This is a genomic window from Nonomuraea sp. NPDC050783 (assembly GCF_040802095.1).
Lineage (GTDB): Bacteria > Actinomycetota > Actinomycetes > Streptosporangiales > Streptosporangiaceae > Nonomuraea.
In genome coordinates this window covers 89,052-112,940 of sequence record NZ_JBFAHK010000009.1, presented here as the reverse complement: position 1 = coordinate 112,940, position 23,889 = coordinate 89,052, and the positions used below count along the sequence as shown (strand labels likewise).

Below are 23,889 nucleotides of genomic sequence, written 5' to 3'. Positions count from 1 at the left end.
AGTGGGTAGGCATCACGGCGCGAGGCCGGGGGTTCACGAGTCGCGAAGATGCAAGTGTGGCGTGGGTCCCAACGTGGTGCAATCTTGTACGGCTTCTGATTATGGCCTGAATCAGCAAGGAATTGGGGGGTTCGGCCCCCGAAAGTTGGCCGCCGACGGCACGCCGGGGGCACCCCGCTCCGCCCGCCCGGCCCCGCCCGGTCGCGGGGGCCGGGTCAGGTGTCGGTGTCGCGGTCGCGGCGGCGCAGGTAGCGCTCGAACTCGGCGGCGATCGCGTCGCCGCTGGCCTCGGGCAGCTCGGCGGCGTCCTTGCGCTCCTCCAGCTCCTTGACGTACTCGGCCACCTCGGCGTCCTGCGACGCCAGCTCGTCCACGCCGCGCTCCCAGGCCCGCGCCTCCTCGTCGAGGTCGCCGAGCGGCATCGGGATCTCCAGGACGTCCTCCAGCCGGCGCAGCAGCGCCAGCGTGGCCTTCGGGTTGGGCGGCTGGGCGACGTAGTGGGGGACCGACGCCCATAGCGAGATCGCGTCCAGCCCGGCGTGGCCGAAGGCGTGCTGCAGCACCCCGACGATGCCCGTGGGGCCTTCGTAGCGGCTCAGCTCCAGGTTGGTGGAGCGGGCCAGCGCCTCGTTGGTCGCGCCGCCCAGGATCGGCACGGGCCGGGTGTGCGGCGAGTCGTTGAGCAGCGCGCCCAGCATGACGGCCAGCTCCACGCCCAGCTCGCGGCAGACCTCGATGATGTCGGCGCAGAACGAGCGCCACCGCATGTTGGGCTCGATGCCGCGCAGCAGCACCACGTCGCGCTCGACGCCCGGCGGGCGGGCGCGCAGCAGCCGCGTGGTCGGCCACACGATCGACTGGGTGAGCCCCTCGCTCATCTCCACCACGGGGCGCGTCACCTGGAAGTCGTAGTAGTCGTCGGGGTCGAGCGCGATGAGCGGCTCGGCCTTCCACGCCGACTCCAGGTGCGCGATCACGCCGCTGGAGGCCTCTCCCGCGTCGTTCCACCCCTCGAACGCGGCTATGAGCACCGGATCGACGAGCTCGGGGAGCCCTTCGAGCTCTATCACGGGTCGCCTCCTTTCTCCACCGTCCCGCTTAGCCTATGCGCTGAGGAGCCGTCGCCGTCACCGGTCTCCCCGCGAACCCCTTACCCCGCGCGGGGCCGCCGTCCCTCCCGCCGCGCCGCGCGACCGCGCCGATGCCAGGCCGACGCCGGATCACCGCCGGATCACCGCCGGATCGCCACTGGGGCCGTTCCCGCCCGCCGGCCCCGGAGCGTCGCACCGGCCCCCGGAATGTTCGCGCTCAGCGCACCGCCCCCGTCACCGCCCGCCGTCCGTCGTGCGCGCGATCAGGACGTCGCACCCGGCCCGGTGCAGCACCCCGGACGGCACGGACCCGAGCAGCCGCCCGGCCAGGCTGTTGAGCCCCCGGTTGCCCACCACCAGCAGGTCGGCGCGGTGCCGCGCGGCCAGGCCGACCAGCACGTCCACGGCCTCGCCCTCCTCGGCGGCCAGCACCACGTCCGCGGCCCCCGCCGCCACCGCGTGCTCGCGCGCCGCCCGCAGCGCGTCGTCCGCGGGGGTGGAGCCGCCCACCTTGTACGCCAGCTCGCCCAGCCGGTCGGCGGCGGCCGCCCGCTCGCCCTCCCGCATCGGCAGGTACGCGCAGGCCAGGACGAGGGTCGCGCCGGTCGCCGCGGCCAGGGACGCCGCCGCGGCCACGGCGCGGAAGGAGGAGGGGGAGCCGTCGGTGCCGACGAGCACGGTGCGGTAGGTCATGGGGACCCCTATTGGACGCCGCGTTCAATTGACAACCGGCACACTAGCCCGCAATCGTCACGATCATCCTGAAACACCACAAATGATCTTCTCCGGATGCCCCGAACAGCGGCCGGAGCGCACCCGATAAGCTCTACACCATGAGCATCTCCCCGTCCTTCCGCGAAGTGCTGGGCCAGCGCGTGATCGTCGCCGACGGCGCGATGGGCACGATGCTCCAGGCCCAGGACCCCACGCTCGACGACTTCCAGGGCCACGAGGGCTGCAACGAGGTGCTCAACGTCACGCGCCCCGACATCGTGCGCGGCGTCCACGACGCCTACTTCGCCGTCGGCGTCGACTGCGTCGAGACCAACACCTTCGGCGCCAACCTCGCCGCCCTCGGCGAGTACGACATCGGCGAGCGCGTCTACGAATACTCCGAGGCCGGCGCCCGCATCGCCCGCGAGGCCGCCGACCACTGGTCCACCCCCGACCAGCCGCGCTTCGTGCTCGGCTCGATGGGCCCGGGCACCAAGCTGCCCACGCTCGGCCACCTGCCCTTCGCCAGCCTCCGCGACGCCTACCGCGACAACGCCGCCGGCCTCGTGGCGGGCGGCGCCGACGCCCTCATCATCGAGACCTGCCAGGACCTCCTCCAGGTCAAGGCCGCCGTCATCGGCGCCAAGCGGGCCGTCGAGGACTCCGGCCGCGACATCCCGATCATCGCCCAGGTCACCATCGAGACCAACGGCGCCATGCTGCTCGGCTCCGAGATCGGCGCGGCGCTGACCGCGATCGAGCCGCTCGGCGTCGACATCATCGGCCTCAACTGCGCGACCGGCCCCGCCGAGATGAGCGAGCACCTGCGCTACCTCGCCCGCCACTCCCGGCTCAAGCTGAGCTGCATGCCCAACGCGGGCCTGCCGGTGCTCACCTCCGACGGCGCCTACTACCCCCTCAGCGCCGGCGAGCTGGCCGACGCCCACGCCGCCTTCACCCGCGACTACGGCCTGTCCCTGGTCGGCGGCTGCTGCGGCACCACCCCCGAGCACCTGCGCCAGGTCGTCGAGCGGGTGCGCGGCCGGCAGGTCGAGCCGCGCCGCCCGCGGCCCGAGCCGGGCGCGTCCTCGCTCTACCAGACCGTCCCGTTCCGCCAGGACACCTCCTTCCTGGCCATTGGCGAGCGCTGCAACACCAACGGCTCCAAGGCCTTCCGCGAGGCCATGCTGGAGGGCCGCTGGGACGACTGCGTCGAGATGGCCCGCGAGCAGGCCAGGGGCGGCGCCCACATGCTCGACCTGTGCGTCGACTACGTCGGCCGCGACGGCGTGGCCGACATGAAGGAGCTGGCCTTCCGCTTCGCCACCGCCTCCACCCTGCCGATCATGCTCGACTCGACCGAGCCCGAGGTGCTGCGCGCGGGCCTGGAGATGCTGGGCGGCCGCGCCGCGGTCAACTCCGTCAACTACGAGGACGGCGACGGCCCCGACTCCCGCTTCCAGCGGATCATGCGCCTGGTGCGCGAGCACGGCGCCGCCGTGGTCGCCCTCACCATCGACGAGGAGGGCCAGGCCCGCACCGCCGAGTGGAAGGTCCGCATCGCCACCCGCCTCATCGAGGACCTCACCACCCACTGGGGCATGCGGGTCGAGGACATCATCGTCGACACCCTCACCTTCCCCATCGCCACCGGCCAGGAGGAGACCCGCCGCGACGGCCTGGAGACCATCGAGGCCATCCGCGAGCTCAAGCGCCGCTACCCGGGCGTGCAGACCACGCTGGGTGTCTCCAACATCAGCTTCGGCCTCAACCCGGCCGCCCGCATGGTGCTCAACTCGGTCTTCCTCAACGAGTGCGTCAACGCCGGCCTCGACTCGGCCATCGTCCACGCCTCCAAGATCCTGCCGATGGCGCGCATCCCCGACGAGCAGCGCCAGGTCGCGCTCGACATGGTCTACGACCGCCGCCGCGAGGGCTACGACCCGCTGCAGCGCTTCATGGAGCTGTTCGAGGGCGTCGACGCCGCCGTGCTGCGCGCCGGCAAGGCCGAGGAGCTGGCCTCGCTGCCGCTGTGGGAGCGGCTCAAGCGCCGCATCATCGACGGCGAGCGCAAGGGCCTGGAGGCCGACCTCGACACCGCGCTGGAGCAGCGCCCCGCCCTGGAGATCATCAACAACGTGCTGCTCGACGGCATGAAGACCGTCGGCGAGCTGTTCGGCTCCGGGCAGATGCAGCTCCCGTTCGTGCTGCAGTCGGCCGAGGTCATGAAGGCCGCGGTCGCCTACCTGGAGCCCCACATGGAGCGCGTCGAGGGCGAGACGAAGGGCCGCATCGTGCTGGCCACCGTCAAGGGCGACGTCCACGACATCGGCAAGAACCTCGTGGACATCATTCTGTCCAACAACGGCTACCAGGTCGTCAACCTCGGCATCAAGCAGCCGGTCTCGGCCATCCTGGAGGCCGCCGACGAGCAGAAGGCCGACGTCATCGGCATGTCCGGCCTGCTGGTGAAGTCGACGGTGGTCATGAAGGAGAACCTGGAGGAGATGAACGCCAGGGGCCTGTCCGCCCGCTACCCCGTGCTGCTCGGCGGCGCCGCGCTCACCCGCGCCTACGTCGAGCAGGACCTCGCCGAGCTGTTCGAGGGCGAGGTGCGTTACGCCCGCGACGCGTTCGAGGGGCTGCGGCTGATGGACGCGTTCATGGCCGTCAAGCGCGGCGAGAAGGGCGCGACGCTGCCGCCGCTGCGCGAGCGGCGGGTCAAGACCGGCGCGGTGCTCACCCGCACCCCGGTCGAGGAGCTGCCCGCCCGCTCCGACGTGGCCCTCGACAACCCGATCCCGCGGGTCCCCTTCCACGGCGATCGCGTCGTCAAGGGCGTCTCGCTGGCCGACTACGCCGCCTTCCTCGACGAGCGGGCGCTGTTCCTCGGCCAGTGGGGGCTCAAGCCCACCAGGGGCGGCGACGGCCCCGGCTACGAGGAGCTGGTCGAGACCGAGGGCCGGCCGCGGCTGCGCATGTGGCTCGACCGCATCCAGACCGAGGGCCTGCTGGAGGCGGCCGTCGTCTACGGGCACTTCCCGTGCGTCAGCGACGGCGACTCGCTGATCATCCTCGACGACGCGGGCGCCGAGCGCACCCGCTTCACCTTCCCGCGCCAGCGCCGCGACCGGCACCTGTGCCTGTCCGACTTCTTCCGACCCAAGGACTCCGGCGAGGTCGACGTCGTCGGCTTCCAGGTCGTCACCATGGGCGCGAAGATCGCCCAGGCCACGGCCGAGCTGTTCGCCAAGGACGCCTACCGCGACTACCTCGAGCTGCACGGCCTGTCGGTGCAGCTCACCGAGGCGCTGGCCGAGTACTGGCACGCCCGGGTGCGCGCCGAGTGGGGGATCGGCGGCGACGAGTCGCTGGACGACATGCTCAAGGTCAACATCCAGGGCTGCCGCTACTCCTTCGGCTACCCGGCCTGCCCCAACCTGGAGGACCAGGTGCAGCTGTTCGAGCTGCTCGACCCCGCGCGCATCGGCGTGACCCTGTCGGAGGAGTTCCAGCTTCACCCCGAGCAGGCCACCTCCGCGCTGGTCGCGCACCACCCCGAGGCCAAATACTTCAACGTCTGACAGGTTCCTCCGGGGGGCACGATCATGGAAGCCGTCTTCTTCGACATGGACGGGCTGCTGGTCGACAGCGAGCGGGTCTGGCTGGAGATCGAGACCGCGGTGATGGCCCGGCTGGGCGCCGAGTGGACACCCACCCACCAGGCCCACCTGGTGGGCGGGTCGATGGAGCGCACGGTCGGTTACATGCTGGCCGTCTCGGGCTCCGCCGTGCCGCCCGCCACCGTGCGGGAGTGGATGGTGGCGGGCATGGTCGAGCGGCTGGCGGCGGGGGTGGAGGTCATGCCCGGCGCCGGCGAGCTGCTCGACGCCGTACGCGCCGAGGGGGTGCCGGTGGGGCTGGTCACCTCCTCGCTGCGGGAGATCGCCGACGCCGTGCTCAAGGGCGTCGGGCGCGACCGCTTCGACGTGGTGGTCACCGCCGACGACGTGGCGCGCACCAAGCCGGACCCGGAGCCCTACCTCAAGGCCGCCGGCCTGCTCGGGGTGGAGCCGGTGCGGTGCGTGGTGCTGGAGGACTCCCCCAACGGCGTGGCCGCGGCGACGGCCGCCGGCTGCGCGGTGGTGGCCGTCCCCAGCCTGCTGCCCGTCGAGCCGGCCCCCGGCCGCCTGGTGGTCTCCTCCCTCACCTCCGTCACGGTCGCCGACCTCCGCGCCCTCCTGCCCATCTGATCCCCTTCCGCGTCCCTCCCGGGCACCCCTGGGGCGGGGGAGGTCCCAGGGTCTCCCTTAGGGGACGGCTGGTTCTCCCGGAGGAGGAGCAAGCGGCCGTTCGCGTGCCAGGATGGAGGGAGGAGCCCAGACGAAGGGGGTGGCTTGATGGACTACAGCCAGATCGCGTGGCTGCCGCTGTGCATCGGCGTGACCGGAGCGGGCCTGGTGCTGAGCTTCCTGGCGTTCCGGCGCAGGGGAGCGGCGGCGGGCCTGCGGATGGCGGCCTGGGCGTTGCTGCCGATGGCGGCCTACCTGACGGGCGCGCTGCAGGCGTTGTGGAGCATCGGCACCACCGCCGTGGGCTTCGTCACCGGGCTGGTGCTCAATCCGGCGGTGTGGGCGGGCATCGCCGTGGCGGGGCTGGCGGCGGTGTTGTTCGTCGTGTCCGGGTTCATGCGCGGCCGCAGGCTGGCGGCGGGCAGGAAGAAGAAGCCCGCGGGCGACGCGCCGGCGCAGCAGCGGCCCGCCCAGCAGGCCCCCGGCAGGCCCGCGGCCCCGGCCGCCGCGCCCAAGCCGGCCGTCTCGGCGCAGCGCAAGCCGCCGGCCGATGACGACTTTTCGGACATCGAGGAGCTTCTCAAGAAGCGGGGCATCAGCTGATTCCGCCCTGTGTCACGATTCCGCGACGCAACCGGCATCCGTCCACGACATTCCGTTCAAGATCAATACGAATGAGTTTCGCATCAATCACAGATTAGCCACATAGCGGCCTGAGGGACTGGTCACAGCAGCTCAGGCCATAGATTCTGCCTCCTGAGGTCGCGACTCGCGGTCCGAGTTCTTTCCATAGACAGCGTCGTCTGGATCCAGGGGGCAATTTCGCATGACCGCGCCGCTTGACGTTCCCGGCTCCGCGGCAGAAGCGCAACCGGAGTCGGTGCTCGCGGGAGTGGGCAAGGACATCCAGGGCCGGTCCCTCACCAGGATCGCCTGGATGCGGCTGAGGCGAGACAAGATCGCCCTCGGCGGCGGCATCGTGGTCGTCGTGCTGATCCTGGTGGCGATCTTCTCGGGGCCCATCATCTCCGCCTTCGGCCACGACCCGCTCGAGTTCCACCAGGACGCCATCGACCAGAGCACGCTGCTGCCCAAGGGCACCTTCGGCGGCGTCAGCGGCGAGTACCTCCTCGGCGTCGAGCCGGTCAACGGCCGCGACATCTTCAGCCGCATCGTCGCCGGCGCCGGCATCTCGCTGCTCATCGGCTTCCTCGCCACCATGCTGTCGGTCGTCATCGGCACCGTGCTCGGCGTCGTCGCCGGCTACTTCGGCGGCTGGGTCGACCAGGTGATCGGCCGCATCATGGACGTCTTCCTCGCCTTCCCGCTGCTGGTCTTCGCGATCGCGCTGGCGGGCGTCGTCCCCGACAAGGGGTTCGGCCTGGAGGGCAACGGCCTGCGCATCGCCATGCTGATCTTCATCATCGGCTTCTTCAGCTGGCCCAGCATCGGCCGCATCGTACGGGGCCAGACCCTGTCGCTGCGCGAGCGGGAGTTCGTCGACGCCGCCCGCAGCCTCGGGGCGCGCCACGGCTACATCCTCTTCCGCGAGGTCCTGCCCAACCTGATGGCGCCGATCCTGGTCTACGCGACCCTGCTCATCCCGACCAACATCCTCTTCGAGGCCGCGCTCTCCTTCCTGGGCGTCGGCATCAACCCGCCCACCCCCACGTGGGGCGGCATGTTGTCGGAGGCCGTGCGCTTCTACACGCTTCCGCACTTCGTGCTCTTCCCGGGCCTGGCGATCTTCATCACGGTCCTGGCGTTCAACCTGTTCGGCGACGGGCTGAGGGACGCCTTCGACCCCCGCGCGCACTGATCCTCGCCAACGCTTCATCCCCCATCTCACTATCAAGGGGTTAGTCAATGAGAAGGAAATCCGCACTGGCGGCGGCCGCGACAGCGGCGCTCGCCATGGCGCTCTCCGCCTGCGGCGGAGGTGGCGGCACGTCGCAGCAGCAGCAGCCCGCTCAGTCGGCGTCCGGCAATGGCGCGCAACCCGCGTTCAACGCCTCGCTGACCGGTGTGTTCAACCCTTCGACGAAGAAGGGAGGCACGATCAAGGCGGCGCATTCCGCGGACTGGGACAGCCTCGACCCGGCTGACACCTACTACGGGTACTCGTTCAACTTCGGCCGGCTGTACTGGCGCACGTTGACGACGTACAAGACCGGCCCCGGCCCCGACGGCAACCAGGTCGTCCCCGACCTCGCCGAGAGCCTGGGCACGCCGAGCGACGACGGCAAGACCTGGACGTACAAGATCCGCAGTGGCCTCAAGTACGAGGACGGCACGCCGATCACGGCCAAGGACGTCGCCTACGCGGTGGCCCGCTCCTACGACAAGGAGACCTTCCCGCACGGCCCCTCGTACCTCAACGAGCTGCTGGCCTGGCCGAAGGGCTTCAAGGGCGTCTACAAGACCCCCGACATGGACTACAAGTCGGCCGTCGAGGCCACCGACGACACCACGGTCGTCTTCCACCTGGTCAAGCCGTTCGCGTCGATGGACTACATCGTCCAGATGCCGATGACGGCTCCGGTGCCGAAGGCCAAGGACACCGGCGCCAAGTACCGCGAGCACGTGATCTCCTCGGGCCCCTACAAGTTCGAGACCAACGAGGCCGGCAAGCGCTTCGCGCTGGTCCGCAACGACCAGTGGGACGCCTCCACCGACCCCAACCGGCCCGCCCTGCCGGACCGGTGGGAGGTCCAGCTCAACGTCAACGCCGATGACCTGGACAACCAGCTCATGTCGGGCAGCATCCAGCTCGACATCCCCGGCACCGGCATGCAGCCCGCCGCGCTCGGCAAGGTCCTGCCCGACCCGGCGCTGAAGGCCCGCACCGACAACCCGACGATCCAGCGCCTGTGGTTCGTCTCGGTCATCCCGGACACCAAGCCGTTCGACAACATCGAGTGCCGCAAGGCCGTCATGTGGGCCGCCGACCGCGTCGCCAACCAGACCGCCTTCGGCGGCCCGGTGGCCGGCGGCGAGATCGCCACGAACGTCATGCCGCCCGGCATCGTCGGCCAGGAGAAGTTCGACCTGTACCAGACGCCGGAGAACAAGGGCGACGTCAACAAGGCCAAGCAGGCCCTGTCGGCGTGCGGCCAGCCCAACGGCTTCGCCACGACCATGTCGTTCCGCTCCGACCGTCCGCGCGAGAAGGCCCTCGCCGAGGCGATGCAGCAGGCGCTGTCCAAGGTCGGCATCAAGCTCACGCTGAAGGGCTTCCCGGCCTCCAGCTACTTCTCCGACTACGCCGGCAACGTCGAGTACGTCAAGAAGAACGGCATCGGCCTGGCCACCCACGGCTGGGGCTCCGACTGGCCCGACGGCTACGGCTTCATGCAGGCCATCGTCGACAGCCGCACCATCCGCGCGGCCGGCAACTACAACCTCAGCGTCAAGAACGCCGAGGTGGACAAGCTGGTCGACCAGGCCGCGGCCGAGCTGGACGCCGACGCCCGCGCGAAGCTGTGGGTCGAGGTGGACAAGAAGGTCATGGAGGACGCCTCGCTCCTGCCCGTCGTCTGGGCCAAGTCCCTGCTCATGCGCGGCCAGGGCGTGACCAACCTCGCCTACAACGAGGGCCAGCAGATGTACGACTACGTGCTGCTCGGCGCACAGTGACCAGGCGAGGCTCGGGGATCTAGCGAAGGCAGGTGAAGGCAGGGGTGGCCGGCCCGGCGGCGGGCCGGCCACCCGGCCGGCAGCGGTGCTCACATACATCATCAGGCGCCTGATCGGCGCGCTCGCGATGCTCATCGTGATCAGCATGGTCACCTTCGGCATCTTCTTCGTCGTGCCGCAGTGGGCCGGGGCGACCCCCGAGGCCCTCGCCTCGCGCTACGTCGGGCGCGCGGCGACCCCCGAGACGGTCCACCTGATCGCCGAGCGGCTCGGCTTCTACGACCCGGTGGCCGTGCAGTACGGCAGGTTCCTCAAGGGCATCTTCGCCGGCGCCCAGTACGACTACGGCGCCGGGGTCGAGCAGTGCCCCGCGCCCTGCTTCGGCTACTCCTTCATCAGCGGGCAGCCCGTCTGGCCGGACCTGGTCGACCGCATGCCGGTCACCTTCTCCCTGGCCGTCGGCGCCGCCATCCTGTGGGTGCTGGCCGGGGTCAGCGTGGGCGTGCTGTCGGCGCTGCGCCGGGGCAGCTTCTTCGACCGGCTGTCGATGGGCACCGCGCTGGCCGGGGTGTCGCTGCCCATCTTCTTCACCGGCATGATCAGCCTGGTCGTCTTCAGCTACGGCCTGGGCTGGACCCCGCCTGGCGGCGCGTACACGCCGCTGCTGCAGAACCCGGCGCAGTGGGCCTACGACCTGATGCTGCCGTGGATCACGCTCGCGTTCCTCTTCGCCGCCACCTACGCGCGGCTCACCCGGGCGGGCATGCTGGAGACCATGGGCGAGGACTACATCCGCACCGCCCGCGCGAAGGGCCTGCGGGAGCGGGAGGTCGTCGTCAAGCACGGCCTGCGCGCCGCGCTGACGCCGATCCTCACGCTCTTCGGCATCGACTTCGGCCTGCTCATCGGCGGCGCCATCCTCACCGAGACCACCTATACTCTGCCCGGGCTCGGCCAGTACGCCATCCTGGCCATCAGGAACCAGGACCTGCCGCAGGTCATGGGCGTCGTCCTGGTCGCCGCGGTGTTCGTGGTGGTCGCCAGCTTGATCGTCGACCTGCTCTACGCGGTGGTCGACCCGAGGGTGAGGTTGTCGTGAGCTTCCTTGACGTCAAGGATCTGAAGATCCACTTCCCGACCGACGACGGCCTGGTCAAGTCCGTCGACGGGCTGACCTTCGGCCTGGAGCGGGGTAGGACCCTCGGCATCGTGGGCGAGTCCGGCTCCGGCAAGAGCGTGACCAGCCTCGGCATCCTCGGCCTGCACAAGGGCGGCCGCGCCCGCATCTCCGGCGAGATCTGGCTGGACGGCGAGGAGCTCATCGGCGCCTCCGCCGAGCACGTACGCGGCCTGCGCGGCAAGAAGATGGCGATGATCTTCCAGGACCCGCTGTCGTCGATGCACCCCTACTACACGGTCGGCCACCAGATCATCGAGGCCTACCGCATCCACAACGACGTCAGCAAGCAGGTCGCCCGCAAGCACGCCATCGACATGCTCGGCCGCGTCGGCATCCCCGAGCCGGCCCGGCGCGTCGACAGCTACCCGCACGAGTTCTCCGGCGGCATGCGCCAGCGCGCCATGATCGCGATGGCGCTGTCGTGCGACCCCGAGCTGCTCATCGCCGACGAGCCCACCACCGCGCTCGACGTGACGGTCCAGGCCCAGATCCTCGACCTCATGATGGACCTCCAGCGCGAGTTCGACTCCGCGCTCATCATCATCACCCACGACCTGGGCGTGGTGGCCGAGCTGTCCGACGACATCCTGGTCATGTACGGCGGCAAGTGCGTCGAGTACGGCCCCGCCGACAGCATCTTCTACCGGCCCGAGCACCCCTACACCTGGGGCCTGCTCGGCTCCATGCCCCGCCTCGACCGCGAGCCCACCGAGCGGCTCCTGCCCATCAAGGGCTCGCCGCCGTCGCTCATCAACGTGCCCCCCGGCTGCGCCTTCCACCCGCGCTGCCCGTACGCCGAGCGCACCGGCGGCAAGGCGGGCACCGAGGTGCCGGCTCTGGCCGAGACCGAGGGCGGCCACCTGGTGCGCTGCCACATGAGCCGGGAAGAGCGGCGCAGCCTGTGGGACACCGAGATCAAGCCAGTGCTGGAGATCCAGTGAGCGAGCCGAACTACGGCAACGAGCCGCTTCTTTCCGTGCAGGACATGGAGAAGCACTTCCCCGTGACCAAGGGCCTGATGAAGAGGCAGGTCGGCGCGGTCAAGGCGGTGGACGGCATCAGCTTCGACGTCTTCAAGGGCGAGACCCTCGGCCTGGTGGGCGAGTCGGGCTGCGGCAAGTCCACCACCGGCCGCCTGGTCACCCGGCTGCTGGAGCCCACTGCCGGCAAGATCGTCTTCGAGGGGCAGGACATCTCGCACATGAGCCAGGGCCGGCTACGGCCGCTCCGGCGCGACATGCAGATGATCTTCCAGGACCCGTACTCGTCGCTGAACCCCCGCCACACGGTCGGCGCCATCGTCGGCGCGCCGTTCCGCATCCAGGGCGTGCACACCGAGCACGGGGTCAAGAAGGCCGTCCAGGACATCCTGTCGCGGGTCGGCCTCAACCCCGAGCACTACAACCGCTACCCGCACGAGTTCTCCGGCGGCCAGCGCCAGCGCATCGGCATCGCCCGCACGCTCGCGCTGCGGCCCAAGCTCATCATCGCCGACGAGCCGGTCTCCGCGCTCGACGTCTCCATCCAGGCCCAGGTCGTCAACCTGCTGGAGGACCTGCAGAACGAGCTGGACCTGACCTACGTCGTCATCGCCCACGACCTGTCGGTGGTGCGCCACATCAGCGACCGGGTCGCCGTGATGTACCTCGGCAAGATCGTCGAGATCGCCGACCGCAAGCGGCTCTACAGCTCGCCCATGCACCCCTACACCAACGCCCTGCTGTCGGCCGTCCCCGTGCCCGACCCCAAGGCGCGCAAGGGGCGCGAGCGCATCCGGCTGAGCGGCGACGTGCCCAGCCCGCTCAACCCGCCGCCCGCCTGCCGCTTCCACACCCGCTGCTGGAAGGCGCAGGAGGTCTGCAAGACGGTCGAGCCGCCGCTGGCGGAGCTGGCCGGCGGCCACCGCGTCGCCTGCCACTTCCCCGAGAACGCCCCCCAGACCCCGGTCGCCACGCCGGCGGCCGAGCAGGGCTGAACGGCCGAGCAGGGCTGAACGGCCGAGCAGGGCTGAACGGCCGAGCAGGGCTGAACCCCCGCCGGGGCCACCTCCGCCGAGGTCACCCCCCCGCCGGGCGCTCAGGACAGGGCGCCCGGCGTGATCAGCCCCGTCTCGTAGGCCAGCACCACCGCCTGCACGCGGTCGCGCAACCCCAGCTTGGTCAGCACGTTGCCGACGTGCGTCTTGACCGTCGTCTCGCTCACCACCAGCTTGGCGGCGATCTCGGCGTTGGACATGCCCTTGGCGATCAGCCGCAGCACCTCCAGCTCGCGCTCGGTCAGCCGGTCCAGCCGGGCCGGGGTCGCCTGCTCGTACGCCGACGGCAGCCGCGTGGCGAAGCGGTCCAGCAACCGCCGGGTCACGCTCGGCGCCACGATCGCCTCGCCCGCCGCCACCACCCGGATCGCCTGCACCAGCTCGTCCGGCGGCACGTCCTTCAGCAGGAACCCCGACGCGCCCGAGCGCAGCGCCTCCACGATGTACTCGTCCAGGTCGAACGTCGTCAGCACCAGCACCTTCGGCACGTGCGCCGCCGGCGCCGCCTCCCGCACGATGCGGCGCGTCGCCTCGATGCCGTCCACGCCCGGCATGCGGATGTCCATCAGCACCACGTCGGGCAGCAACGCCCGCGTCTGCTCCATCGCGCCCTTGCCGTCGCCGGCCTGCCCCACCACCGTGATGTCGGGCTCGGCCTCAAGGATCAGGCGGAATCCCGTGCGCAGCAGCGGCTGATCGTCCACCAGCAGCACTCTGATCGTCATTGGTCGTCCTTCAACGGGAACCTCGCCCGCACTTCGAAACCGCCCCCCGGTCGCGGACCGATGCTGAGGATTCCACCATAAAGGGCGACTCGCTCGCGAATGCCCACCAAACCGTGCCCCGGCCCCGCGGGCGGCTCCGCCGTGCCGGCCCCGTCGTCCTGCACCCGCACGTCCAGCTCGTCCGGCCGGTGCCGCACGGTCACCACCGCGCCGGCCCCGGCCCCCGCGTGCCGCAGGCTGTTGGTCAGCCCCTCCTGCACCAGCCGGTACGCCGCCAGGTCCACCCCGGCCGGCAGCGGCCGCGGCTCGCCCTCCACCAGCAGCCGGGCCGGCAGCCCCGCCTCCCGCATCTGCTCGACCAGCGCGGGCAGGTCCTGCACGCCCGGCTGCGGCCCCCGCTCGGCCCGCGCGTCGGTACGCAGCACGCCCACGATCGTGCGCATCTCCGCCATCGCCGTGCGCCCGGTGTGCTCGATCGCCGACAGCGCCTCGCCGGCCAGCTCGGGGTCGGAGGCCAGCACCCGGCGCGCCGCCGCGGCCTGCACGATCATCACGCTGACGTGGTGGGCCACCACGTCGTGCAGCTCGCGCGCGATCCGCGAGCGCTCCTCGGCCCGCGCCGCCCGCGTGTCGGCCGCGTGCGCCCGCTCCAGCCGCGCCGCCCGCTCCCGCAGCTCCGCCAGGTAGGCCCGCCGCAGCCGCAGGCTGCGCCCCGCCCCCCACACCGCCGTCACCACGACGGCCGCCACCACGTGGTCGGTCCAGGCCACGGCCCGCGCCGGGCCCGCGACCGCGCCGGCGGTGTAGGCCGACAGCGTCGCCAGCAGCCCGCCCAGCGCCGTCGCCAGCCCCCGGTGGGAGGCCACCGAGTACAGCAGCACCAACCCGGCCAGGCCCGGCACGCCCGCGCCGTAACCGGCCACCGCCAGCAGCGTCTCGGGCACCAGGGCCGCGCACAGCGCCGCCAGCGGCCGGCGCCGCCGCCAGGCCACCGGCACGCCCGACACCGCCACCAGCGCCAGCCCGATCCCGTCGGCCGGGCGCAGCCCTCCGGCCGGCAGGCGCAGCGGGTCGTACAGGGCGTACAGCGTCACCGAGACCGCGGCCACCACTCCGGCCAGAACCGTGTCGTGGAGCCTTGCCCGGTCGATGCGCACCGCTTCACTGTAGGACCGCGGACGAGGCCCCATCCTCCTCCCCGGGGAGGATTACCGCAGAACGGGCCGGTGAGAGGGACCGGTGCGAGGGGGCCGGTGAGAGGGGGCCGGTGCGAGGGCCGGTGAAAGGGGGTCAGTGAGAGGGACCGGTGCGAGGGCCGGTGAAAGGGGGTCAGTGAGAGGGACCGGTGAGGGGCCGATGAGAGGGACCGGTGAGGGACCGGTGAGAGGGGCCGGTGAGAGGGGCCGCGCTCCCGGTGGCGGTCACAGCTCGTCGGTGGCCGCACGGCGGCTGCGGCGCACGGTGTCGCCCGGCTGCCGGTCGGGCACCGGGGGAGGGGTGCCGCCGAACTCCGGGCACAGCGCCTGGTGGTCGCACCAGTCGCACAGCCGGCTGCGCCGCGCCCGCCACTCGCCGGTCTCCATCGACCGCTCGATCGCCGTCCACAGCGCCATCACCTTGCGCTCGGTGGCCCGCAGGTCGGCCTCGTCGGGCGCGTACCGCAGCACCTCGCCCCGGCCGCCCAGGTAGACCAGCTGCAGCAGCCGCGGCACCCGGCCGCGCAGCCGCCACAGCACCAGCGCGTAGAACTTCATCTGGAACAGCGCCTTGGCCTCGAAGTCGGGGCCCGGCGCGCTGCCGGTCTTGTAGTCGACCACGCGGACCTCGCCGGTCGGCGCCACGTCGAGCCGGTCGACGTAGCCGCGCAGCATCAGCCCGCCGTCGAGCACCGCCTCCACGTAGAGCTCCCGCTCGGCCGGCTCCAGCCGGGTCGGGTCCTCCAGGGTGAAGTAGCGCTCCAGCATGCCGCGCGCCTGCGCCAGCCACTCGGCCTGCTCCGCCTCGCCCTCGAACATCTCCGCGTACTGCGGGTCCTCCCGCAGCAGCCGCTCCCACTGCGGCTCCAGCAGCTCCAGCGCCGCCGCCACCGACCGGCGCGGGGCCGGCAGGTCGTAGAGGCGCTCCAGCACCGCGTGGACCACCGTGCCGCGCACCGCCGCCGGCGAGGGCCGCTCGGGCAGCTGGTCGATCACCCGGAAGCGGTAGAGCAGCGGGCACGTCATGAAATCGCCCGCCCGGGAGGGGGAGAGAGCTCCGATGATCACCGGCTCGGTCAACGTCATGCACGCACTCTAGGTCACGGTCCCGACAGATTGGCCCACCGCGCGAGGAGGATCACGGGCCACGGCGCGTAGCATCGAGGCAGCGAGACCACACACCGCCGGGGCCCGCCCGCACGCGGACCCGCCGGAAAGACGTACGAGGAGCGCGGTGAGCGAGCAGAGCCCCCGGCAGGAGTTCTCCGGTGTCCCGATGGGAAAGCCGTTCGGCATCCCGGTCTACGTCTCGTGGACGTGGTTCCTCGTGGCGGGCTTCATCACGGTGATGTTCGGCCCGTACTTCGGTCGGCAGCTCCCCCACCTCGGCGGCCCGGCCGCCTACGGGGTGGCGTTCGTCTTCGCGGTGCTGCTCTATCTGTCGGTGCTGCTGCACGAGCTGGCGCACAGCGTCCTGGCCAAGTCCTACGGCCTGCCGGTGCGCCGCATCACCCTCTACCTCCTGGGCGGCGTCTCCGAGATCGAGAAGGAGCCGCCGACGCCCGGCAAGGAGTTCCTGGTGGCCGCGGCCGGGCCGGCGCTGTCGCTCGGGGTGGCCGCCGTCGGCGGGCTGCTCGACCTGTTCGTGGTCAACGGCGGCGGCATCCTGGAGGTGCTGGTCCTGCAGCTGTGGTGGGCCAACCTCATCGTCGGCGTCTTCAACCTGCTGCCCGGCCTGCCGCTGGACGGCGGCCGCATGCTGCGCGCCGGCGTGTGGAAGCTGGCCGGCGACCCCGCCCGCGGCACGGTGGTCGCCGCCTGGGGCGGCCGGGTGCTGGCCGTGCTGGTGGCGGCCGTGCCGGTCGCGATGGTCCTGCGCGGCTCCGGCGACGCCGAGCTCACCGACGTGGTGTGGCCGCTGGTGCTGGCCTCCTTCATCTGGATGGGCGCCTCCCAGTCGCTGCGGGTGGCCAGGATCCGCGCCCGCATCCCGCAGGTCAACGCGCGCGCCCTGGCCCGGCGGGCGGTCCCGGTGGCGGGGGAGACGCCGCTGTCGGAGGCGCTGCGGCAGGCCGGCGAGCGGCGGGCGGGCGCCATCGTGGTGGTCGACCACGACGGCCGGCCGGTCGCGATCGTCAGCGAGGCCGCTGTGCAGGCCACCCCCGAGCACCGCAGGCCCTGGGTCAGCGCCGCCTCCCTGGCCAAGTCCCTCGACCCGGCGATGGTGCTGGCCGCCGACCTGGCGGGCGAGCCGCTCATCGACGCCATGCGCCAGGCGCCGGGCAGCGAATACCTCCTCGTCGAGCCGGGCGGCGAGGTCTACGGCGTCCTGTCCACGGCCGACGTGAACCGGGTGTTCACCGGCGTCTGATCGTCGGCGTCTGATTTGTCCCACTCGTTTAAGCGACGGCCCGCGGATAGGGTCGTGTGCAGCGGTTTCCGGGATCCGGAGCGGATCCCGGCGATTTCTGCGATGCGACGACTGGCCGATAGTGTGCTGTTTGGCCAAACTTGCACAGTTGAGGGGTTTGTTGCGGTGGCACGGCTCCGTCGTCTGGGTATGCGTATGGCCGGCGGCCGGCACCGCGGTGCGGATGCCGTGACATCGCCGGCTTCCGGGGAGGAGAGTTGAGTGACCGAGCGCAGCGAGGGCACCTATGAGCGCAGCACGGTCGTCGTGAGGGAGGACGCATGACCGGCCAGGGCTTCGGAGTGGTGCGCCCGCTTCCTGGAAATGGACTCGTCGCCTACCTGGGCGGGCTGCTGCTGGTGTGCGACCCCGGCGAGGCCACCGCCGACGGCCTGCTGGAGGCGCTGCGCGAGACCGCCGCCTCCGGCGGTGACGGCCGCGCCCTGGCCCGCCGCGCCGCGCAGGTCCTCGCCGCCAACATGGCCGGCGACCCGGCCGCGTGCGCGGTCGCCGGGCCCGTCAGCGGCGGCGTCGCCGTGCTGGTGAGCGGCGCGGCCTCGGCCAGCGTCGTCACCTCCTCCGGCGAGACGCGGCTGGCCGGCAGCGACTCGCTGACCTGGGCCGACCGGCTGGTCACCGGCACCGTCGAGCGGGTCGAGCTGAGCCTGCCCGGCGCCGGGTCGCCGCATCCCGCCGTGCGCTTCGACGGCGGCGTGGTCCACGGCGGCGGCCTCGTCGGCGACCTCACCGACCGGCCCGCCGCGCCCGCCCCGTCGCGGCCGCTGACCAGCGAGATGCCGGCCACGGCCTTCCATCTTGAGGCCGACCTCGTCCCCCAGCCCCAGCCCCAGCCCGCGCCCCAGCCGGCGCCGCAGCCCCAGCCGCAGTCGCAGCCGGTGGAGCGGCCGCCCTACCCGCTGGCCGACCAGCCGCCCGCGATGCCGAGCCCGCCCTCGGGCCCCCAGCCCGTCCCGTCGGCCGCGGACCAGCCCTACCACACCCCGCAGGACCAGCCCTCCTACGACCAGCCGCCCCCGTACGACCAGCCCCCGTACCACACGCCGCAGGACCAGCACCCCCCGTACGGGCCGCCGCAGGACCAGGCGCCCTACCACCACCAGGAGCCGCCGCCGCTGCCCGAGCCGCAGCAGTACCCGTCCTACGACGAGCAGCCGCCCTCCGGCAACGGCCTGCCCGACCAGCAGGCCCCGCAGCACCTCGGCGCGCCCGACGCCTTCGGCGAGCAGCCCCCGCCGCCCCCGCCCGGCCAGCAGGAGCAGCAGCCCGAGCACGGCGACCGGCCGCTGGTCTACGGGGTCGACTGCAAGAACGACCACTTCAACGACCCGCGCGTGCCCTACTGCGCGGTCTGCGGCATCGCCCTGGTCCAGCGCACCCTCGTCCCCTACAAGGGGCCGCGGCCCTCGCTCGGCGTCCTCATCCTCGACGACGGCACCGCGCTGCCGCTGGAGAGCGACTACCTGCTCGGCCGCGACCCCGAGCGGGCGCCCGAGGTCGCCGGCGGCACGGCCCGCCCCGCCAAGGTGACCAGCCCCGACGGCTCGGTCTCGCGCCGCCACCTGCGGGTGGCGCTGGACGGCTGGGACGTCAACCTGGTCGATCTCGGCTCGGTCAACGGCACCCAGATCCAGCCTCCCGGCGACCCCAACTTCTACGACATCCCGCCCAACGAGCCGGTCACCATCGCGCCCGGCACCACCGTCCGCGTGGGCGTCTCCCGCACCCTGCGCTACGAGGCGCACCGGGGGTAGGGGCGCCCCCTCCCGGCCCGGGTCCCCGGCGTGGCCGTCCTGTCACGCCGGTCCCGTCCCGTGCCGTGGTCACGTTCCACCCCGGCGGTGCCCCGTTAGACCGGACGGAAGGCCCGGACGCCCCGCAGCAGCCGCACGGCCGCGTCCAGCCCGCTGGCCGCCTCCAGCGCCCGCCCGGCGGCCATCGAGAAGCGGCTCAGCAGGTGCTCGTCGCCGTCGCAGAAGCCGCGCCCCGCGACCCACACGAACGTGTGGTCGCACGAGTCCAGCGGCACCGGGGTCGCCAGGAAGCCCGGCTCGCCCATGCTCGCGTCGCGTGCCAGCCGCACTGGGTCCGCGGCGGCCGCCAGCTCCTTCAGCACCCCGGACCCGGCCAGCCAGGGCCGCACGCCCAGCGGGTCGCCGGGCGGGGCGTACACGTGCGTCGGCCGGGCCGCCCGGCGCAGCGGGTCCACCCGCACGAATCCCGCGTACCGGGTGTTCGCGACCGCCGCGGCGGCCCGGGCCAGCCGGTCGACCAGGTCCGCCGCCTCCAGGGCGGAGAACGCGGAGATGAGTTCGCGCATGGCGACATCGACCCGGTTGCATGGCATCGTGATGGTCCCTCGCCGGAAGGAGCCGAGACCGCGCGTGCCGGTCGCGCGACGCTCGGTGCGGGTGCCCTGACTATCGTCCCCGACGCCGCCCTTGACTAGCCCTCAACAGGAAATCGGAATTTTTGCCCATTTCGGGGTGCCATCAGGCAACCTTCCTGTACCCCCGGAGTCAGGACGGGCGCAGCCGGGCCCAGCCGAGATCGTCCGCGCGTCCCCCGCCGGCCTTCGGGAACAGCTCCCGGTGCACGCCCTCCCGGGTGAACCCGGACCGCTCCAGCACCCGGTGCGAGGCGACGTTGCCGGGATCGGTGCCGGCCACGATCCGGTGCAGCGCGGTGTTGGCGAACGCCCAGTCCACCAGCAGCCGCACCGCCCGCGTCATGAACCCCCTGCCCCGGAACTCCGCGACCAGCGAGTAGCCCACCATCGCCTGCCCGAGCGCCGGCAGCACCTGGGCGAGCTGGAGGTGCCCGGCGAACGCCCCGGAGGCCGCGTCCCTGACCGCCAGCTCGATCCGCTGGCCCGACACCCACCAGTAGCCGGTGTAGCGGCAGCGCCGCTCGTCGTCGGCGAGCGAGGCCGCCGGGCCCACCGCGTACGCGGCCACCACCGGGTCGGCCATCATCCGGTGGAAGTCGCCGGCGTCCCCGGGGGCGATCGGGGTCAGCCGCACCACGCCGTCGGAGAGCTGCCCGCCCTCGAAGAACGGCAGGTAGGGCTCCGGCGGCGGCACCGCCTCCCCCGGCAGCCGCCCGAAGGTCACCACGTCGGCGGACCGGCCGTCGCGCAGCCGCCTGGCCTCGCGCCGCCGCCCCTCCTCGCGGAAGCCGGCCTTGTAGGCCACCCGCAGGCTCGCCACGTTCTCCACCTCGGCCTGCAGCTCGACCCGCCGCACCCCCTGGTCGAACAGCCAGTCGGTGACCGCCCGCACGGCCGCCGTGGCCACGCCCTTCCCGCGCTCCCACGGCGCCACCAGGTAGCCGATCTCGGTGACGCCCCACCGGTCGGGCGGCCGCACGCCGACGGAGCCGGCGTACTGGCCGTCCTGGGTGATCGCGAACACGGCGCCGCCGCCCTCCCACTTCGCGCGCGCCCGCTCCACGTAGGCCCGCGCGTCCGCCGGCCGGTACGGCGAGGGCAGCAGCGGCAGGAAACGGGCCGTCACCGGGTCCTCGCAGGCCCGCGTGATCGCCTCGACGTCGGAATCGGCGGGGGGACGCAGGACGAGAGGGCCGGTGGAGATCACTTCGCGCGCGAGCATCCCCCATGTTTACCGCGCGTCCGGAGCCGTCCGAAAGCCCTATAACCTTGCCGCCATGGGTTTCCGCAGGCATGGGCCTTTCCAGGCGGGGGATCAGGTGCAGCTCACCGACCCCAAGAACAAGCGCCACACGATCACGCTCAAGGCGGACGGCGTCTTCCACACCCACAAGGGCGCCATCCCCCACAGCGACCTGATCGGGCAGCCCGAGGGCTCCGTCGTGCGCTCCTCCGGCGGCACCCAGTACCTCGCCTTCCGCCACCTCCTGCAGGACTACACGCTCGCCATGCCGCGCGGCGCGGCCGTCGTCTACCCGAAGGACGCCTCCATGATCGTCGGCATGGCCGACGTCTTCCCGGGCGCGCGGGTGATCGAGGCCGGGGTCGGCTCCGGCGCCCTGACCTGCTTCCTGCTGCGCGCGGTCGGCCCCGAGGGCCACGTGACGAGCTACGAGCGCCGCCAGGACTTCGCCGACGTGGCCCGCAAGAACGTCGAGACCTTCTACGGCGGCCCCGTGGACGACACCTGGCGCCTGGTGGTCGGCGACCTCAACGACTCCATCGACGAGAGCGACGTCGACCGGGTGATCCTCGACATGCTCGCCCCGTGGGAGTGCGTCGACGCCGCCGCCAAGGCCCTGACCCCCGGGGGCGTGATCTGCTGTTACGTGGCCACGACCACCCAGATGTCCAAGACCGTCGAGGCCATTCGCGATCACGGGTGTTTCACCGAGCCCCATGCGTGGGAGACCCTGGTTCGCGACTGGCATGTCGAAGGGCTCGCGGTGAGACCCGATCACCGGATGATCGGCCACACGGGGTTCCTCGTCTCCGCCCGCCGCATGGCGGATGGGGTGGCGCCCCCGCCGAGACGCCGCCGACCGAAGGGGACCACTGAAGAACTATGACAATTTGGCCACGAGGGTGCGTTGGTGCGTGACAAGGGAACAGATCGCCGTGTTCCTATGCTGGGAGTATTAAACGCACTGTCGAGGATTATTCACCGAACACTGAATGTCACTCTACGAACACTGCCCGGCCAGGTTACGGAGGGGCCCGAGATAGGTAAGGTCCTTAGTAGTCGCCCTCGACTGGGAAGGAGGTGACGGGGCGTGGCAGCTCGCGATGATGCAGAGGCTCGAGCCGCGCAGCGCGAACGGGAGGTCGCTGATCTTTCAACACAGGTCTCCTTCCTGCAGGAGGAGATCACCGCGCTGCGGCGGAAGCTGGCCGAGTCACCCCGTCAGGCCAGGGTCCTCGAAGAGCGTCTCCATGAGGCACAGGCGAATCTCGCGGCCGTGACCGGCCAGAACGAGCGCCTGGTGGCCACACTCAAGGAGGCCCGGGACCAGATCGTCGCCCTCAAGGAGGAGGTCGACCGGCTGGCGCAGCCGCCATCCGGCTTCGGCACCTTCCTGGAGGCCAGAGAAGACGGCACGATCGAGGTGTTCACCGGCGGCCGCAAGCTGCGGGTGAACGTCAGCCCCGCCGTCGACGTCGATGCGCTGCGGCGTGGCCAGGAGGTCATGCTCAACGAAGCGCTCAACGTGGTCGAAGCCCTCGGCTACGAAGAGGTCGGCGAGATCGTGATGCTCAAAGAACTGCTCGACGAGGGCAAGCGGGCCCTGGTCATCTCGCACGCCGACGAAGAGCGCGTCGTGCGGCTGGCCGACTCGCTGCTCGGACAGCCCGTCCGGGCCGGCGACTCGCTGTTGCTGGAGCCTCGCTCGGGCTACGTCTACGAGCGCATACCCAAGTCCGAAGTCGAAGAGCTCGTGCTCGAAGAGGTCCCCGACATCTCCTACGAGGAGATCGGCGGCCTCGGCCGGCAGATCGAGCAGATCAGGGACGCCATCGAGCTGCCCTACCTGCACGCCGACCTGTTCCGCGAGCACAAGCTGCGGCCCCCCAAGGGCGTGCTGCTCTACGGCCCGCCCGGTTGCGGCAAGACGCTCATCGCCAAGGCCGTCGCCAACTCCCTGGCCAAGCAGGTCGCGGAGAAGACCGGCCAGTCCGGCAAGAGCTTCTTCCTCAACATCAAGGGCCCCGAGCTGCTCAACAAGTACGTCGGCGAGACCGAGCGGCACATCCGCCTGGTCTTCCAGCGGGCCCGCGAGAAGGCCTCAGAGGGCACCCCGGTGATCGTGTTCTTCGACGAGATGGACTCGATCTTCCGCACCCGCGGCTCCGGCGTGTCGTCCGACGTCGAGAACACCATCGTCCCCCAGCTGCTGTCGGAGATCGACGGCGTCGAGGGGCTGGAGAACGTCATCGTCATCGGCGCCTCCAACCGCGAGGACATGATCGACCCCGCGATCCTGCGGCCCGGCCGCCTGGACGTGAAGATCAAGATCGAGCGGCCGGACGCCGAGGCAGCCAAGGACATCTTCTCCAAGTACCTGCGGCCCGACCTCCCCCTGCACCCTGACGACCTGGCGGAGCACGGAGACTCCCGCGAGGGCACCATCCAGGGCATGATCCAGAGCGTTGTCGAGCGCATGTACACCGAGAGCGAGGAAAACCGCTTCCTCGAGGTGACCTACGCCAACGGTGACAAGGAAGTCCTGTACTTCAAGGACTTCAACTCCGGCGCGATGATCCAGAACATCGTCGACCGGGGCAAGAAGATGGCCATCAAGCAGTTCCTCGAGACCGGCCAGAAGGGCCTGCGGGTGCAGCACCTGCTCACCGCCTGCGTGGACGAGTTCTCCGAGAACGAGGACCTGCCCAACACCACCAACCCCGACGACTGGGCCCGCATCTCCGGCAAGAAGGGCGAGCGGATCGTCTACATCCGCACGCTCGTCTCCGGCAAGCAGGGCAGCGAGGCCGGACGGTCCATCGACACCGTCGCCAACACCGGCCAATACCTGTAACGACGCACCACCGGCGAACGGGAGGGCCACCCCGGCCCTCCCGTTCCCCTTTGCCCGAGGCCCCGCCGGGTCCCTCTGCCGGCGACACGCCCGATAGGCATGCGCG

General features: G+C 71.6%; 19 protein-coding genes. 12 read left to right on the top strand and 7 right to left on the bottom strand.

What is annotated here, in order from left to right:
• Positions 1–215 precede the first annotated feature (215 nt).
• Together AB0H75_RS24980 and AB0H75_RS24975 are read right to left on the bottom strand one after the other, a co-directional pair.
• Positions 216–1,070, bottom strand: coding sequence for a PAC2 family protein (locus AB0H75_RS24980; RefSeq protein WP_367799930.1), 855 nt, complete (start codon positions 1,068–1,070; stop codon positions 216–218).
• 255 nt (positions 1,071–1,325) lie between these two features.
• Positions 1,326–1,784 (bottom strand): universal stress protein, encoded by a 459-nt coding sequence (locus AB0H75_RS24975; protein ID WP_367799928.1) that lies wholly within the window; start codon positions 1,782–1,784, stop codon positions 1,326–1,328.
• 140 nt (positions 1,785–1,924) lie between these two features.
• On the opposite strand from AB0H75_RS24975, the gene metH reads away from it, so the two are divergent.
• The 8 genes from metH to AB0H75_RS24935 all read left to right on the top strand — a co-directional run bounded on the left by metH (position 1,925) and on the right by AB0H75_RS24935 (position 12,888).
• On the top strand, positions 1,925–5,389 hold the full coding sequence (metH, locus tag AB0H75_RS24970; protein WP_367799926.1) for a methionine synthase: 3,465 nt from the start codon (positions 1,925–1,927) through the stop codon (positions 5,387–5,389).
• A gap of 24 nt (positions 5,390–5,413) precedes the next feature.
• The gene (locus AB0H75_RS24965) at positions 5,414–6,058 is read left to right on the top strand and encodes an HAD family hydrolase (RefSeq protein ID WP_367799924.1); all 645 of its coding nucleotides are present in this window, start codon (positions 5,414–5,416) and stop codon (positions 6,056–6,058) included.
• Positions 6,059–6,205: 147 nt separating this feature from the next.
• Positions 6,206–6,700 (top strand): cellulose synthase, encoded by a 495-nt coding sequence (locus tag AB0H75_RS24960; RefSeq protein ID WP_367799922.1) that lies wholly within the window; start codon positions 6,206–6,208, stop codon positions 6,698–6,700.
• Positions 6,701–6,923: 223 nt separating this feature from the next.
• Positions 6,924–7,916 carry an ABC transporter permease gene (locus AB0H75_RS24955; RefSeq protein WP_367799920.1) on the top strand — a complete coding sequence of 331 codons (993 nt, stop codon included), beginning with the start codon at positions 6,924–6,926 and terminating at the stop codon, positions 7,914–7,916.
• Positions 7,917–7,963: 47 nt separating this feature from the next.
• The gene (locus AB0H75_RS24950; RefSeq protein ID WP_367799918.1) at positions 7,964–9,733 is read left to right on the top strand and encodes an ABC transporter substrate-binding protein; all 1,770 of its coding nucleotides are present in this window, start codon (positions 7,964–7,966) and stop codon (positions 9,731–9,733) included.
• Between the two features lie 85 nt (positions 9,734–9,818).
• A complete protein-coding gene (locus AB0H75_RS24945; protein ID WP_367799916.1) occupies positions 9,819–10,832 on the top strand; it encodes an ABC transporter permease in 1,014 nt (337 codons plus the stop codon).
• Positions 10,829–11,854 carry an ABC transporter ATP-binding protein gene (locus tag AB0H75_RS24940; protein ID WP_367799914.1) on the top strand — a complete coding sequence of 342 codons (1,026 nt, stop codon included), beginning with the start codon at positions 10,829–10,831 and terminating at the stop codon, positions 11,852–11,854. The genes AB0H75_RS24945 and AB0H75_RS24940 overlap by 4 nt, the downstream gene beginning before the upstream one ends.
• A 44-nt stretch (positions 11,855–11,898) precedes the next feature.
• The gene (locus AB0H75_RS24935; protein WP_367800280.1) at positions 11,899–12,888 is read left to right on the top strand and encodes an ABC transporter ATP-binding protein; all 990 of its coding nucleotides are present in this window, start codon (positions 11,899–11,901) and stop codon (positions 12,886–12,888) included.
• Between the two features lie 101 nt (positions 12,889–12,989).
• Here AB0H75_RS24935 and AB0H75_RS24930 read toward each other — a convergent pair whose 3' ends face one another.
• The 3 genes from AB0H75_RS24930 to AB0H75_RS24920 form a co-directional block, all read right to left on the bottom strand.
• On the bottom strand, positions 12,990–13,673 hold the full coding sequence (locus AB0H75_RS24930) for a response regulator (protein ID WP_367799912.1): 684 nt from the start codon (positions 13,671–13,673) through the stop codon (positions 12,990–12,992).
• Positions 13,670–14,830: a histidine kinase gene (locus AB0H75_RS24925; protein ID WP_367799910.1), complete on the bottom strand. Its 1,161-nt coding sequence runs from the start codon at positions 14,828–14,830 to the stop codon at positions 13,670–13,672. The genes AB0H75_RS24930 and AB0H75_RS24925 overlap by 4 nt, the downstream gene beginning before the upstream one ends.
• 264 nt (positions 14,831–15,094) lie before the next feature.
• Positions 15,095–15,955 carry a RecB family exonuclease gene (locus AB0H75_RS24920; RefSeq protein WP_367799908.1) on the bottom strand — a complete coding sequence of 287 codons (861 nt, stop codon included), beginning with the start codon at positions 15,953–15,955 and terminating at the stop codon, positions 15,095–15,097.
• Between the two features lie 148 nt (positions 15,956–16,103).
• Between AB0H75_RS24920 and AB0H75_RS24915 the strand changes: the two genes are divergently transcribed.
• Together AB0H75_RS24915 and AB0H75_RS24910 are read left to right on the top strand one after the other, a co-directional pair.
• Positions 16,104–17,240, top strand: a complete 1,137-nt coding sequence (locus tag AB0H75_RS24915; RefSeq protein ID WP_367799906.1) for a site-2 protease family protein — start codon at positions 16,104–16,106, stop codon at positions 17,238–17,240.
• 320 nt (positions 17,241–17,560) lie between these two features.
• Positions 17,561–19,051: an FHA domain-containing protein gene (locus AB0H75_RS24910; protein WP_367799904.1), complete on the top strand. Its 1,491-nt coding sequence runs from the start codon at positions 17,561–17,563 to the stop codon at positions 19,049–19,051.
• A 95-nt stretch (positions 19,052–19,146) separates the two neighbouring features.
• Here AB0H75_RS24910 and AB0H75_RS24905 read toward each other — a convergent pair whose 3' ends face one another.
• Positions 19,147–19,617, bottom strand: coding sequence for a hypothetical protein (locus AB0H75_RS24905; protein WP_367799902.1), 471 nt, complete (start codon positions 19,615–19,617; stop codon positions 19,147–19,149).
• A gap of 199 nt (positions 19,618–19,816) precedes the next feature.
• The gene (locus tag AB0H75_RS24900; RefSeq protein ID WP_367799900.1) at positions 19,817–20,908 is read right to left on the bottom strand and encodes a GNAT family N-acetyltransferase; all 1,092 of its coding nucleotides are present in this window, start codon (positions 20,906–20,908) and stop codon (positions 19,817–19,819) included.
• Between the two features lie 55 nt (positions 20,909–20,963).
• On the opposite strand from AB0H75_RS24900, the gene AB0H75_RS24895 reads away from it, so the two are divergent.
• On the top strand, positions 20,964–21,815 hold the full coding sequence (locus tag AB0H75_RS24895) for a tRNA (adenine-N1)-methyltransferase (protein ID WP_367799898.1): 852 nt from the start codon (positions 20,964–20,966) through the stop codon (positions 21,813–21,815).
• Positions 21,816–22,019: 204 nt separating this feature from the next.
• A complete protein-coding gene (gene arc, locus AB0H75_RS24890) occupies positions 22,020–23,783 on the top strand; it encodes a proteasome ATPase (protein ID WP_367799896.1) in 1,764 nt (587 codons plus the stop codon).
• Positions 23,784–23,889: the final 106 nt, after the last annotated feature.